Here is a 13,280-nt window from a genome sequence, read left to right as displayed (position 1 = left end):
GTTCGGTCACGGGGGAAGGCTCCGGGCTCTGTCCGGCGTCGGGTGCGAGGTCTGCCGGCGGGGTGTCGCTTGCTCCGTTAGCTCCAGGCGCTTCAGTTCCGGCCGCCCCACTGCCCACGCCACTGGGGCTACCATCCGTAGTCGGGGCACCCGCTTTGCCAGTGCCTTCCTTGACTTGCCCAGGGACTTCCACCGGGTTCCCGGCCGATTTGTCTGTCTCGTTCGGGACAGCCGGATTGCCGCTAAATGCTTTGCCCAGCGTTGTTGTGTGCCCGGTGGCACCGCTGTCGATGCTCGACGTCGACGAGACAAGGCTGGAGATGGGCCGATTGGTTCCGAATTCGACCGCCGTGACGCCGACCATCGCGATAACGAATGCGGCGGCRCTGACCGCCCCGACCTTGATCCAGGTCTTGGGGGTGAGYTGCCTCCTCACACGTTTGGCTCGAGGTKCGTCGCTCTCGGCCGGAGCGCTGGCGGCCAGCACGTCGCCGTCGTCAGTGGSCAGTCCGCCCCTGCGCCGCAGGGGGATTTTCCTCGATGCGACAGTGGCGGCCGAACTRAGRGTTTTGGCGTAGAGAGCGGCGCCCACCGTGGCAACGATAGAGCCGAGTGCGGCGCCGATAAGCGTCCCGGCAACGCCGAGAAAGGACCCCACCARGGCAGAGGTCACCGCTGCCAAAGCCGAGCCGATAGTCTGGGTGCCACTTAGTCCTAGGAGCTGTTTCGGCTTSTCGTCTTTAGCGGAGTCTGCAGGCATATTCAAACACATTTCGATCAGGCAATATTACGAATAGATAACGTTACCAGATTGCTGGCCGGCAGTTCGGCGAGCTGACCCGCTCCCCGCTCCACGCCGGCGGAACCATGGCGGGCCRCTCGCTGTGGAAGAACAACATGCGGGTGTGCTCGATTGGCGTCGAATTGATGGCTGACTACCGGCAAGGTTTCCGCAAGCCGYGRGGACCACTCTTCTCTGAGGGCGGCCCGCRGACAGGGAGGGCTGCTTGAAGAAAGGCAACGTAGCCATGTTTGATAAATCGAGCCTCAGACGCCAGGCACGCGAGCAGGGTCCACTGCCACGCCGGAATAAACGGATTGGGTCGGAAGGAACCTATTCCGACCGGCTGCACATCCCCATAGGGGCAATCGAGCGGGCACGTGCCCTGGACCATATGGTTACGCGGGCGCTGCGGCCGGTTGCCTTGCCGGGTTTGCGGGTGCTGCTCGGGCTTGTATTCGTCTGGTTCGGCGGGCTGAAGATTGTCGGCAAGTCTCCGGTGGCGGGGCTCATCGCTCAGACATTGCCATTTGGCCATGACCAGCTCGTCCTGGTGACACTCGGAGCCGCCGAACTGGCCATTGGCTGCTTGCTCATCAGCGGCGTCCTGCTCCGTCTCGCGTTGGTGGCATTGTCCATGCACCTTGCTGGCACGTTCGCCACCTTCGCAATGGCACCCGGGCTGATGTTCACMGACGGGGATCCCTTGCTGTTGACCGCCGACGGCGAGTTCGTGGCAAAAAACGGCGTACTTATCGGTGCGGCCCTGGTCCTCATCGCCCATTCAAACCGTACYTCCRCCGAGCCGCAGGACCAGATKTCGGCAGTGTCGGACCCSGCTCCCTAARGGTCRGCMAGTCCCGGTCCGACASKKGAGGATCCCGTGCCAGAGMGCCTGAGCGGCGTGYGGGGCGGGATCCTCCTGTGTGGAYGGTGGAGGGCTAGCGGCTGCTCACCYGACCGAACAGCTTTGCGATTGGTGCGAGCACTAGCGGGCGGGCCGCGTACCAGCCGGCTGCCGTGACGGCGATTGCGGCCGCGAAGAGCCAGAAGCCGACCCAGTTCACCTCGTCAGTTCCACCGAACATGTGGTTKAGGTTGCGCAGCGCACCGGTCGCGAATACCAGGAACACGTGGACGAGAATGAACAGCACGAAAAACAGCATCGTSGGGAAGTGGATCGCKCGCGCSRCCTCCACCGGGTAGATCCTGTTGACCGTCTTGGYGTCCTTCGGCCAGAACTCGCTCATGCGCGCACCCGTGATCGCCGCGAGCGGGGCCGCGATGAACACCACGATGAAGTACATGAGYTGCTGSAGGCTGTTGTAGTTCACCCAGCCGGTCTCAACGGGCCAGTCGAGGGTCATGTACTGCAGGAGCGCGGAGGCCGCGTTCGGGAASACCTCCCAGCTGGTCGGCACGATTCGCATCCAGCGGCCGGTGGCAARCAGCAGCACCACGTAGATGAGCCCGTTGGCCAGCCACAARATRTCGAGCGACTGGTGCAGCCACAGGTTGATGCTGAYCTTCTTGCCRCCRCCCTTCGGCGTCCAGTAMGCGGGCGGYTTCTGCTGGGTGCGCACCTGRTAGCCGGAGCGAATGATGAGCACCATCAGGAAAATGTTGAAGAAGTGTGCCCACTGCGCCCACCACGGGAAGCCGGGCTCCACCGTATCGGGCAGGTCATACGCGCCGGGGTACTTTTCCAGGAACTCCGGGACACCCGGCAGCGTGGTCACACCGCGCGCGGCGAGCACAAGAATCGCTGCCGCGGCCACCGCGCCGAGCGCGAGGAGTACCACGAGCTTGATCCACTGSCCCAGGGTGCGCGAGCCGTAAAGTTTCGCCTCGGACTTTGGCTTCACGGGCTCGTCGACGACGGCGGGCTTTGCAGTCCTTGCTGCCGGTGCCGGGGCGGCGGACCGTGCTGGGGCTGTTGGTGCTCCCGCTGCTGGGGTGGCGGTGACCGCCGGTGAGGCAGCTGATGAACTCGCAGTCGCCGTCGTCGGGGGCTCCGTCTCGGCAACGGTCTCCACCACGGCAACGGTCTCCGCCACGCTGGCAGCCGGGTCATGGGCCTCGGCAATGGGTTCGGGCTCAGCCTGAACCGCAGCGGCCGGAACAGCGGCAGCAGCAGCGGCCGCCACCACGCTGGAAGCCGGAGCAAGTCCGGCTGGCGGCCACGGTTCACCGCCGGGAACCCGGGGGAGTCCGCGGCGCAGCGCTGTGGTTCCCGTCGCCAGTTTGGCAGGTGCGGTGGCCGGCGCAGCAGCAGCTGACGTCGTTGCTGGCACTTCTTGAACAGGAGCAGTAGCTGCAGCAACCTCTACAGCCGGAACCGGCGCGGGAGTGGTAACTGCGGCGGGCGGCCCRACAGCCGCGGGAGCGCCGGACACAACCTGCACCGATGCCGGAGCCTCSCCCGCTGGCGGCCAAGGCTCCCCACCCGACACGCGCGGCAGGCCACGCCGAAGCTGACGCGCCGCCGCGCCGCCGTCGTTCACTGCGGGGACCGGAGCGGACAACGCTGCATTCGGCACCGGCACCTGGGCCGGTTCCTKGGCAGCAGCRGGGGCGGGCGGCGCTGCGGCCGCCGGCCCGGCGGTGACCGGTYCCACCCCGGAAACTGAGGTCGATCCCGCAGCCGCTCCTGCYGTGACAATGCGTGCGGGTRCCTCGCCTGCTGGGGGCCAGGGGTCACCGCCTTCGACGCGCGGCAGGCCCCGCCGRATATTCCGAGACAGAGTTGCCATCGCTACTTCTTCCGAGCCTCAAGGGCGCTAATCAGCTGGGGCACWACCTCGAAGAGGTCGCCGACCACGCCGAAGTCGGCGATCTCGAAGATCGGCGCGTCTGAATCCTTGTTGATGGCGACGATCGTCTTCGCGGTCTGCATGCCTGCCCGGTGCTGAATCGCGCCGGAAATGCCCAGCGCAATGTACAACTGTGACGAGACGGAAACCCCAGTCTGGCCGACCTGGGCCGACTGGGGGATGTAGCCGGCATCCACCGCGGCGCGCGAGGCGCCAACGGCAGCGCCGAGGGTATCGGCGAGCCGGCCGACCAGGGCGAACTGTTCCTCCGACCCGAGTCCGCGCCCACCTGCAACAACCTTCGCGGCACCGCGCAGCTCCGGCCGCGCAGTGGCGGCAACTGCCTCCTCTAACGAGTCGATCCGTGCGGCCGGCTTGTCGGACGGGGTCACGTCCAGGGTTTCGGATGCCTGCGGCTGAGCCGTGGCGCGCGCCTCGATGGAGCCCTGGCGAACCGTAATTACCGGCGCCCCAAACGTGGCCGTTGACGTCACGTTGTAGGCACCGCCGTAAACGGAGTGGTGTGCCAGCACGCCCGCGTCATCACGTGACACACCGATCGCGTCGACAGAAATCGCCACACGCGAACGTGCAGCGTATCGGCCGGCAAGGTCGCGTCCATTCAGCGAATGCGAAATCAGGATCGCATCCGGCTGCACCTGCCCCACAGCGGTGGCCAGCGCGTCAACGGCCGGCACACCGAGCGCGCCCGGGTCCGGAGTCTCCGCCACCAGTGCGTGCGCGGCACCCAGGGCAGCGGCCTCCGCGGCGGCGGCGCCCCCGGTGCCGGGTGAGGCAAGCACCAAGGCAATGGGAGTGCCCACTGCAGCGGCAGCGCCGAAGAGTCCGGCCGCAGCCTTCTCGAGTTCACCGGAAGCCATGGTTTCGACGACGACGAGGATCGCGTCACGAGGGTATTCAGTCATGTCGTTGCGCCTTACGCCAGTCGGTTTTCGATAAGGAAGTCGGCGAGCTTCTCGCCAGCATCACCCTCATCAATGATCTTTACGCCCGCCGCGCGCGGAGGCTTCTCTGCAACGCTCAGCATGATCGAACGCGCCGCGTCCGGATCGTCGGCCGTGATCCCCAGGTCAGCAAGGGTAAGCACCTCAAGGGGCTTCTTCTTCGCGGCCATGATGCCTTTGAAGTTCGGGAAGCGCGGCCCGGGAAGGGCCTCGGTAATGGAAATTACCGCGGGCAGGTTCGCTGAYACCGTCTGCAGGCCGGATTCCACGGGCCTGGAGCCGGACACGGCGCCKTCGCTGATTTCTACTGAGCTGAGGCCGGTAGCGTGCGGCACGTCGAGCAGTTCGGCAAGCATCGCGGGAATCATGCCGCCGGATCCATCGGTGGAGACGTTGCCGGTGATCACAAGATCGAACCCAGCGCGACGGATCGCTGCTGCGAGGGTCTCGGCGGTCAGTCCAAGATCCGCGCCCCGCAGCGCCTCGTCACAGATGTGGGTGGCRCTTCCCGCSCCCATCGCGAGCCCCTTGCGTATCGTCGCCGTGGCACCCTCGGGGGCGAGGGAGAGCATGGCGACCTCRGTGCCCKCGTTCGCGTCGGCGTRGGTCAGKGCCAGCTCCAAGGCCCGCTCGCCGATCTCATCAATGACCGTCTCGCTGGCTTCGCGATCGGCGAGGCCTGTTTCAAGGTTCAGTTTTCGGTCCCCGTAAGTGTCGGGGACCTCCTTTACTAGGACGATAATCTTCATCGATGRCTCTTCCTGTGGCGGGCATGTCTCAAGTGRGGAGACACGTCGGATCTCCATTGAGTCTACGAAAGTGCTGCCYTTCCTGCTGGACAGKGCCCGTGTCGSGAMGTRCGGCCCAWRAAATCRCGAYGCAGGCGTRGCGTTCGGCCTGCCGCYGGCGGGTGACGGTTCACCCAAAGCCTTGACGTTTGTGCGTGCTATGCCGATATTGAGGGGACTGAGTCACCTTCGGGAGGATGAACATGGCTAACGTCSGGTCATTTGTGGAACCAGTTGTTCAGCAAATTCATCTGCCTGCAGGAATTGCCGGGCCGGACGAGCTCACTTTGGACSTGCGCTGCTTTCTCGTCGGGGTCTCCACCGGGCTGRTCTTGATYGACGCCGGGCTGAAGGGAAGCGCCGCGGAGATCGAACTGGCACTGCAGCGAGTCGGCGCCCAATGGTCCGATATCACCGACGTCGTCCTTACCCATTCACACCCAGACCATGTCGGCGGAYTGGATGAGGTCACATCGAGGACCCCGGGAGCCGACGTCTGGGCCGGCGCGCCTGAGGCCCAGGCGATCTCCTCGGCTGTCCCGCTGCGGCCACTTTCGGAGGGGGACAATGTCCGGGGACTTCGGGTCATCGAGACRCCCGGGCACACGAAGGGYCATATCKGCCTGCTGCRSGAGGACGAGGGGGTGCTGTTCGTYGGGGACRCSGTGGGCGCGATGGCAGGCGTAGTGGCGCGGCCGCCCGCACCTTTCACTGCGGATGCGGCGCAGGCTGAGCTCTCGCTGCGGAAGCTCAGCGAACTGGCGCCGAGAAGGATGCTGTTCTCGCACGGAGCTGAGGTCCCCGACGCAGTTGCCCAACTCCGAGAACTGGTTTCCCGCGGGGCCGGGACTTAGGACGGCTGTAGCGCCCGGAAGGTGGTCCAGGATCACGACGACGGCGGGAAGTCCCGCCGTCGTCGTGGTGTTGGGCAGGGGACCGGCCCATGACAATTGGCCGCAACATGGATGCCGCGGGCAAGCCGYGAGCTGCCATAGGCCGCGCCAAATGAATTTTCGGGACCGTGTCGATTTTCCCTCGCGCTGTTCGACCTGTGGGTGAGAAGGTCGGAGGGCGACTTTCCACAACCTAGGAGATTGAAATGGCAAAGTACATGTTGATCATGCGCGGCACCGATGAGTCGTACGCCAACTTCGAGAAGGCCGACTTCAACGAAATGCTTGAGATCATGGGCAAATTCAATGACGAATTGATCCGCTCCGGCGTCCTGTTGGCGGCCGAGGGCCTGGATGATCCCAAGGAGGGCGTCGTGGTGGACTTTACCGGCGACACCCCGGTGGTCACTGACGGCCCCTACGGCGAGACCAAGGAGCTGTTCGGCGGCTACTACATCCTCGACGTCGCWTCTAAGCAGGAAGCCATCGAGTGGGCCAAACGGGCCCCCATGACGGCGGGCACCAAGACCGAGATCCGCCGGGTACCCTCCATCGACGAGTTCCCGCAGGACAATGAATGGATCCAGAAGGAACGCGCCTGGCGCGAGCAGACCGGCCAGGTCTGAACCAGCCAAYCCGGACWGCCCAGCCCAAAACAGCAGTGAGCAGCAACGCGGCAAGGGCCGCCGTCGAAGCGGTGTGGCGCATGGAGTCCGCCCGCATCGTCGGCGCCCTTGCCCGTTACACCGGCGATTTCCCGTTGGCCGAAGACCTGGCGCAGGAGGCGCTCGCCGAGGCCCTCGTGTCGTGGTCGGTGAATGGGATTCCCGCGGAACCGGTGGGCTGGCTGCTGACCACCGGCAGGCGCCGGGCGGTGGAYACCTTCCGGCGGCGTGCCGCSCGSGACGAAAAATACGCCCTGCTGGCCCGGGACCTTTCGGAGGCGGAACCGGGCGCGGATTCGCTGTTCAACCCCGACGCGATCGACGACGACGTGCTGGCCCTGATGTTCATCTCCTGCCATCCCGTCTTGTCCAGGGAAGCGCGGATCGCGTTGACCCTGCGCGTGGTGGGCGGCATGGGCACCGACGAGATCGCAAAGGCGTTCCTGGTTCCGGTGCCGACCATCCAGGCACGCATCACCCGGGCCAAGAAGACGTTGGCCGCCGCCCACGTTCCCTTTGCCGTGCCGGAAACGCACGAACTCCCCGAACGGCTTGGCTCGGTGCTCCAAGTCGCGTACCTGATCTTCACGGAGGGTTCCTTCGCGTCCGGCGGTGAATCCTGGATGCGCACGGACTTGGCAGGCGAAGCGCGCCGCCTGGCCCGGGTGCTCACGCGGCTGGCGCCCGAACCMGAGGTGTTCGGCCTGCTTGCMCTGATGGAACTGACGGCCGCRCGCTTCCCCGCGAGGCTCGATACCTCCGGCCGCCCGGTCCTTCTGGAGGACCAGGACCGACGGTTGTGGGACCAGTCGGCGATCCGGCGMGGCCGYGCCGCGCTGGCGAAGGCCGCGGGGRCCGGCCGCGGGCTCGGCGCCTACGGGCTGCAGGCCTCCATCGCCGAATGCCACGCGGTGGCCCCCTCCGTCGCGGAAACGGACTGGCAGCGGATYGTCATCCTCTATGAGGCCCTGGGGCGGCTGGCGCCGTCGCCGGTGGTCGAACTGAACCGCGCGGTGGCGGTGGCCATGGCATCGGGCCCGGGCGCCGGGCTGGAACTGGTCGACGCGATCGCATCCCGGGGCGAACTYAACGGCTCGCAYCTGCTGCCGGCCGTCAGGGGCGAGTTATTGACCCGRCTCGGCCGCCGCGGKGAGGCGCAGTCCGCCCTGCAACAGGCCGTCGCGCTGTGCACCAACGCGGCCGAACGCGCCGCCCTGGAACGAAAGATCGGCGAGCTGACCCGGCCGTAGGGCAGGGGCAGCCCACGGGAGATTGTCTAAACCAGCGGCCACGGGTAACGCATGCCGGTGCGGTCCACCGGCARCWCCCGGGTGCGCAGCAGGCGCTGAACRCGRTGCTGCAGGGCGGTGACCTCCCCGTCGTCGAGAAGTTCAATCAACTCGGGAGGTACCGCCTCCGCGAGCGGGGCAATGTCCTCGAGCARRGCATCCGGGATGGGTTCGCCCGCGAAGTCCCAGATCACCGTGCGCAGTTTGAAACCAGCCGAGAAACACAGCCCGTGGTCGATGCCCCACACCCGCCCGTTGTCACCGCGCAGCACGTGCCCGCTCTTGCGGTCGGTGTTATTGGCGACGTAGTCGAACAGTGCGATCTGCGCCAGGTCGCGGTGGGTCTCGGGGGCGTCGGCGTACAGGGTGAAGTAGTGCTCACGGAAGTCGCACTCGATGAACCATTGCAGCGAACCGATCCCCAACGGGGCTTCCTCCCGGATCACCGTCGGCGGCACGAGTCCCCATGCCAGGGACTCGCTGAGCAGGTAGGCCGCGCGCTCCCGCCGGTACAGCCCCGGCTCGAAATCGGACAGCGGCTGTTCCCCGGCCTCCGGCTTGTAGACMGCCCAAGCGGAGTCTTCACCGCAGGAAACCTGSACGAGGAATGTCTCGTTGCTGCTGCGCGGGAGGCGTCCGAGCAGCTCGACGCTGCCCTCGGCCAGCAGCGTCAGCTCCCGGCCGGACACCGTCTGCCCCGATTYACCGTCAGCCCCAGYTTCATCACGGCCCCCTCAGCCCGCTGAGGGGTTCCGACGTCGAATTCACCATGAGCACGGCGGGTGCCTGRCCCTCCACAAAAGAAATAGCCGACACCGACCCCGGGCTGATGACGAYCCGCTGGAAGAGGTCCAGGTGCGTGCCCAGGGCGTGGGCGACSGCGGCCTTGATGGGGTCGGCGTGGGAGAAGCACACCACGACGCCGCCGGCGTGGGCWGCGCACAGGGCCTCGAGGGCTCCGACGATYCGCGCCTGCATCTGGSTGAAGCTCTCGCCGTTCGGGAAGCGGAAGGAGGAGGGGCTGTGCTGCACGGTCTGCCACTGCGGGAGACCCGCCAGTTCGGCGRGGGAGGCGCCGGTCCACTCGCCGAAGTCGCATTCGAGCAGGCCGGCGTCCTGCTTCACTTCAAGTCCCGCGCGGGCTGCTGTGGGCTCCGCCGTTTCCATAGCGCGCTCGAGCGGCGAGGAATAGATGGCATCGACGGACAAACCGGCGAGACGCTCGGCGACCCGTTCAGCCTGGGCCCGGCCCAAGTCGGAAAGATGCAGTCCCGGGGCCCGCCCCGGCAGGACCTTGCCGGTAGTCGGCGTCTCCCCGTGGCGCACCAGAAGGAGGATCGTGCCCCGAGGCTCCGATGAGGGTCCCGACGGCGGTCCGGATGGTGGCGCCGATGGTGCCGGCGGCGTTGCAGCAGTCATCAGGTCTAAGCGTAGCGGCAGGGGTCCCCGCCCGAGCTTGCGAGGGGTGGGGCAGCCGCGTAGCGGTAGGGGTCTCCGCAGGACCTTGCGCAGGAATCCGCAAAATCCCTCGATTCCCCGCACAGTCGAGGACTACCGTAGAGGAGTGAGTGATCGCCCCGATATCTTCACTGTTGGTGAATTGCGTGCCGCCGGCCACGTTCACAAAGACCTGCGCCGCGAAATCCGCGACAACCTGCTCGCCGCGCTCGCCGCGGGCCGCGATCCGTGGCCCGGTCTGTTCGGGTTCAGCCGGACCGTCCTTCCCCAGCTTGAACGTGCCCTCATCGCCGGGCACGACATCGTCCTGCTCGGCGAGCGGGGACAGGGCAAGACGCGGCTCCTGCGCACCCTGGCCGGGCTGCTGGACGAGTGGTCGCCGGTGATCGAGGAATCGGAACTGAACGAACACCCGTACGAACCGATCACGGAACACTCCCGCGCCCGCGTCCTCACCGAGGGGGACCGGCTCCGGGTGGCGTGGCGCCACCGCTCGGAACGCTACGTCGAAAAGCTCGCGACGCCGGACACCTCCGTCGCGGACCTGATCGGCGACGTCGACCCGATGCGTGTGGCCGAGGGCCGCCGCCTCGGGGACCCGGAAACCATCCACTACGGCCTGGTCCCGCGCTCCAACCGTGGGATCATCGCCATTAACGAGCTCCCCGACCTCGCCGAGCGGATCCAGGTCTCGATGCTCAACGTGATGGAGGAACGCGACATCCAGATCCGCGGCTACGTGCTGCGGCTGCCGCTGGACGTACTGGTGGTCGCGTCCGCCAACCCGGAGGACTACACCAACCGCGGCCGGATCATCACGCCCCTGCGGGACCGCTTCGGTGCCGAAATCCGCACCCACTACCCGATAGAGCTCGACGACGAGGTCGCCGTCATCCGCCAGGAGGGGCAGCTGGTGGCCAGCGTCCCGCCCGTCATCCTCGAGATCCTGGCCCGCTACACCCGGGCGCTGCGGCAGTCTCCCGCGGTCAACCAGACCTCCGGGGTTTCCGCGCGGTTCGGCATCGCAGGTGCGGAAACCGTCGCCGCGGCGGCCCTGCGCCGGGCCAGCGTGCGCGGCGAGGAGGAAGCCGTCGCCAGGATCGTTGACCTGGAGGCCGCAGTGGACGTCCTCTCGGGGAAGATTGAGTTCGAGTCGGGTGAGGAAGGGCGGGAACAGGCCGTCCTGGACCACCTCCTGCGCACAGCAACCGCAGAAGCCGTGCGGGCGCACTTTCACGGACTCGACATGGGTCCGCTGGTGGCCGCTCTCGACGGCCACACCACGGTGACCACCGGGGAACTGGTCACGGCGCGGGAGTTCCTCCACAACCTTCCGAACCTCAACGGCTCCCGCCTGTACGAGGAAGTCAGTGAGCGCCTGGGCGCGAATAACGACGGGCAGCGCGCCGCCGCCGTCGAACTTGCGCTGGAAGGTCTCTACCTCGCCCGGCGGATCTCCAAGGATTCCGACGACGAAGAAACGATCTACGGCTAGCAGTCCAAAGTTAGGGACGGGAGGGCCCATGAGCGCTCACAACCGGTCAAGGTATGGCCGGTACGCCGGAGGACCGGATCCGCTCGCCCCGCCGGTGGACCTGGCGGAGGCGCTCGACGCCGTGGCCGAGGACGTCATGGCCGGCTACTCGCCCCGGCACGCCCTGCAGGAATTCCTCCGGCGCGGAGGCCGTAGCCGGGAGGGCCTCGACGACCTCGCCAGCCGCGTCCAGCAGCGCCGGAATGAACTCCTCAGCCGCCACCGGCTGGACGGCACCCTCAGCGAAGTCCAGAAACTGCTCGACACGGCCGTCCTGGAGGAACGCAAACAGCTCGCCCGCGACGCCATGATGGACAATACTGATCGCGCCATCCGGGAGATGCAGCTGCAGAACCTGCCCCGCTCCACGGCGGCAGCGGTCAACGAACTCGCCTCCTATGACTGGCAGTCCAGCACCGCGCGCGAGGCCTACGAGCGGATCAAGGATCTGCTGGGCCGCGAACTCCTTGACCAGCGGTTCGCCGGCATGAAGGAAGCACTCGAGAGAGCCACCGATGAGGACCGCGCGGCCGTGAGCGAAATGCTGCACGACCTCAACGAGCTCCTCGGCAAACACCGGCGCGGCGAGGACACGGACGCGGACTTCCAGGGTTTCATGGCCCGGCACGGCCACTTCTTTCCGGAGAATCCACAATCCGTCGAGGAGCTCGTGGACGCGCTCGCTCAGCGCGCCGCCGCCGCCCAACGGCTCCTGCGCTCCATGTCCGCCGAGCAGCGCGACGAACTGATGCGGCTCTCCGCCCAGGCATTCGGCTCGCCCGACCTCATGGCCGAGCTCGACCAGCTCGACGACAGCCTGCGCGCCCTGCGCCCCGGTGAGGACTGGACCGGCTCCGAACGCTTCGACGGTGAGGAGGGACTCGGGCTCGGCGACGGCACCGGGGTACTCCAGGACATCGCCGAACTCGACGAACTGGCCGAACAGCTCTCCCAGTCCTACAGCGGCTCAAGCCTCGACGACCTGGACCTGGACGCACTGGCCCGCCAGCTGGGACAGAACGCCACCGTGACGGCCCGCACCCTCGCGGAGATCGAGCGGGCAATGCAGGACGGCGGCTACCTCCGGCGCGGGGCGGACGGGGATCTCCGGTTGTCGCCCCAGGCCATGCGGCGGCTGGGCAGGTCGCTGCTGCGGGACACCGCCAAGCAACTCTCCGGCCGGCAGGGGCGCCGGGACACGCGCGTTGCTGGGGCGGCTGGGGAGCAGACCGGTTCCAGCCGCCAGTGGGAGTTCGGCGACGCCGAGCCGTGGGACGTCACCCGGACCATGACCAACGCGATCCGCCGCACTATCGCCGACGGCGGTGATCCGGGCCGCGGACTGCGCTTGGCCGTGGAGGACATCGAGGTGACGGAGACGGAGGCGCGCACGCAGGCCGCCGTCGTCCTGCTGGCCGACGTGTCCTTCTCGATGGCCGCCGAGGGACGCTGGGTGCCCATGAAACGCACCGCGCTAGCCCTGCACCACCTCGTCTCCACCCGGTTCCGCGGCGACCGGCTGCAGCTGATCACGTTCGGCCGCTACGCGCAGACCATGGACATCGGCGAGCTCACGGCCCTGCCGGCCCTGCGGGAGCAGGGCACCAACCTGCACCACGGACTGCTGCTGGCCAGCCGCTTCTTCCGCCAGCACCCGTCCATGCAGCCCGTCCTCCTGGTGGTGACTGACGGCGAACCCACCGCCCACCTGCTGGCCGACGGCGAGTCCTGGTTCTGCTATCCGCCGGACCCGGAGACCATCCGCGTCACGGTGGCCGAACTGGACCGCCTGGGACGGGCCGGCACGCAGGCCACGTTCTTCCGGCTCGGAGACGACCCTGGCCTGGAACGATTTGTCCAGCGCATGGTCCGCCGCATCGACGGCCGGGTGGTGGCGCCGGAGACCGGGGAGCTGGGGGCGGCCGTGGTGGAGGAGTACCTCCGCGTCCACTTCCGGGGGCGCCCCTACGACGACGCCGACTGGGCTGAATAGCGGAGCTGAACGGCGGCCCGTGGTCGAAAGTAGTTGCTTGCGCKCTATATATCTTTGTGCAACAATAAACACAGCGCCTGCAATTACTAGCGTACGCGCCC

The 13,280-nt window shown here is 67.1% G+C and carries 11 protein-coding genes; 6 read left to right on the top strand and 5 right to left on the bottom strand.

Annotation, left to right across the window (positions count from 1 at the left end; genetic code table 11):
* Positions 1-1,007: 1,007 nt before the first annotated feature.
* Positions 1,008-1,628: a hypothetical protein gene (locus tag AC1DEY_RS20470; protein ID WP_476869575.1), complete on the top strand. Its 621-nt coding sequence runs from the start codon at positions 1,008-1,010 to the stop codon at positions 1,626-1,628.
* A gap of 94 nt (positions 1,629-1,722) precedes the next feature.
* On the opposite strand, the gene AC1DEY_RS20465 is transcribed toward AC1DEY_RS20470, so the two are convergent.
* The 3 genes from AC1DEY_RS20465 to AC1DEY_RS20455 all read right to left on the bottom strand — a co-directional run bounded on the left by AC1DEY_RS20465 (position 1,723) and on the right by AC1DEY_RS20455 (position 5,308).
* Positions 1,723-3,075 carry a cytochrome b/b6 domain-containing protein gene (locus AC1DEY_RS20465; protein ID WP_476869574.1) on the bottom strand — a complete coding sequence of 451 codons (1,353 nt, stop codon included), beginning with the start codon at positions 3,073-3,075 and terminating at the stop codon, positions 1,723-1,725.
* Positions 3,076-3,536: 461 nt separating this feature from the next.
* Positions 3,537-4,520, bottom strand: a complete 984-nt coding sequence (locus AC1DEY_RS20460) for an electron transfer flavoprotein subunit alpha/FixB family protein (RefSeq protein WP_476869573.1) — start codon at positions 4,518-4,520, stop codon at positions 3,537-3,539.
* A gap of 11 nt (positions 4,521-4,531) precedes the next feature.
* Positions 4,532-5,308 carry an electron transfer flavoprotein subunit beta/FixA family protein gene (locus tag AC1DEY_RS20455; protein ID WP_476869572.1) on the bottom strand — a complete coding sequence of 259 codons (777 nt, stop codon included), beginning with the start codon at positions 5,306-5,308 and terminating at the stop codon, positions 4,532-4,534.
* A 236-nt stretch (positions 5,309-5,544) separates the two neighbouring features.
* On the opposite strand from AC1DEY_RS20455, the gene AC1DEY_RS20450 reads away from it, so the two are divergent.
* The 3 genes from AC1DEY_RS20450 to AC1DEY_RS20440 all read left to right on the top strand — a co-directional run bounded on the left by AC1DEY_RS20450 (position 5,545) and on the right by AC1DEY_RS20440 (position 8,155).
* Positions 5,545-6,201: an MBL fold metallo-hydrolase gene (locus AC1DEY_RS20450; RefSeq protein ID WP_476869571.1), complete on the top strand. Its 657-nt coding sequence runs from the start codon at positions 5,545-5,547 to the stop codon at positions 6,199-6,201.
* 245 nt (positions 6,202-6,446) lie between these two features.
* Complete coding sequence (locus AC1DEY_RS20445) at positions 6,447-6,866, top strand: YciI family protein (protein ID WP_441410550.1); 420 nt, start codon at positions 6,447-6,449, stop codon at positions 6,864-6,866.
* Positions 6,867-6,901: 35 nt separating this feature from the next.
* The gene (locus AC1DEY_RS20440; protein WP_476869570.1) at positions 6,902-8,155 is read left to right on the top strand and encodes an RNA polymerase sigma factor; all 1,254 of its coding nucleotides are present in this window, start codon (positions 6,902-6,904) and stop codon (positions 8,153-8,155) included.
* Between the two features lie 26 nt (positions 8,156-8,181).
* Here AC1DEY_RS20440 and AC1DEY_RS20435 read toward each other — a convergent pair whose 3' ends face one another.
* Positions 8,182-8,883 carry an SCO1664 family protein gene (locus AC1DEY_RS20435; protein WP_476869569.1) on the bottom strand — a complete coding sequence of 234 codons (702 nt, stop codon included), beginning with the start codon at positions 8,881-8,883 and terminating at the stop codon, positions 8,182-8,184.
* Between the two features lie 34 nt (positions 8,884-8,917).
* Positions 8,918-9,613: an MSMEG_4193 family putative phosphomutase gene (locus AC1DEY_RS20430; protein ID WP_476869568.1), complete on the bottom strand. Its 696-nt coding sequence runs from the start codon at positions 9,611-9,613 to the stop codon at positions 8,918-8,920.
* A 145-nt stretch (positions 9,614-9,758) separates the two neighbouring features.
* On the opposite strand from AC1DEY_RS20430, the gene AC1DEY_RS20425 reads away from it, so the two are divergent.
* Positions 9,759-11,147 carry a sigma 54-interacting transcriptional regulator gene (locus AC1DEY_RS20425; protein ID WP_476869567.1) on the top strand — a complete coding sequence of 463 codons (1,389 nt, stop codon included), beginning with the start codon at positions 9,759-9,761 and terminating at the stop codon, positions 11,145-11,147.
* Positions 11,148-11,175: 28 nt separating this feature from the next.
* Entirely contained in the window at positions 11,176-13,179 is a 2,004-nt protein-coding gene (locus AC1DEY_RS20420) for a vWA domain-containing protein (protein WP_476869566.1), read from the top strand.
* Positions 13,180-13,280: the final 101 nt, after the last annotated feature.

The sequence above is a fragment of the Arthrobacter sp. 05T47 genome, from assembly GCF_056395825.1.
Note: the sequence above shows the minus strand (reverse complement) of the source record. Positions and strands in the feature narration are given on the sequence as shown.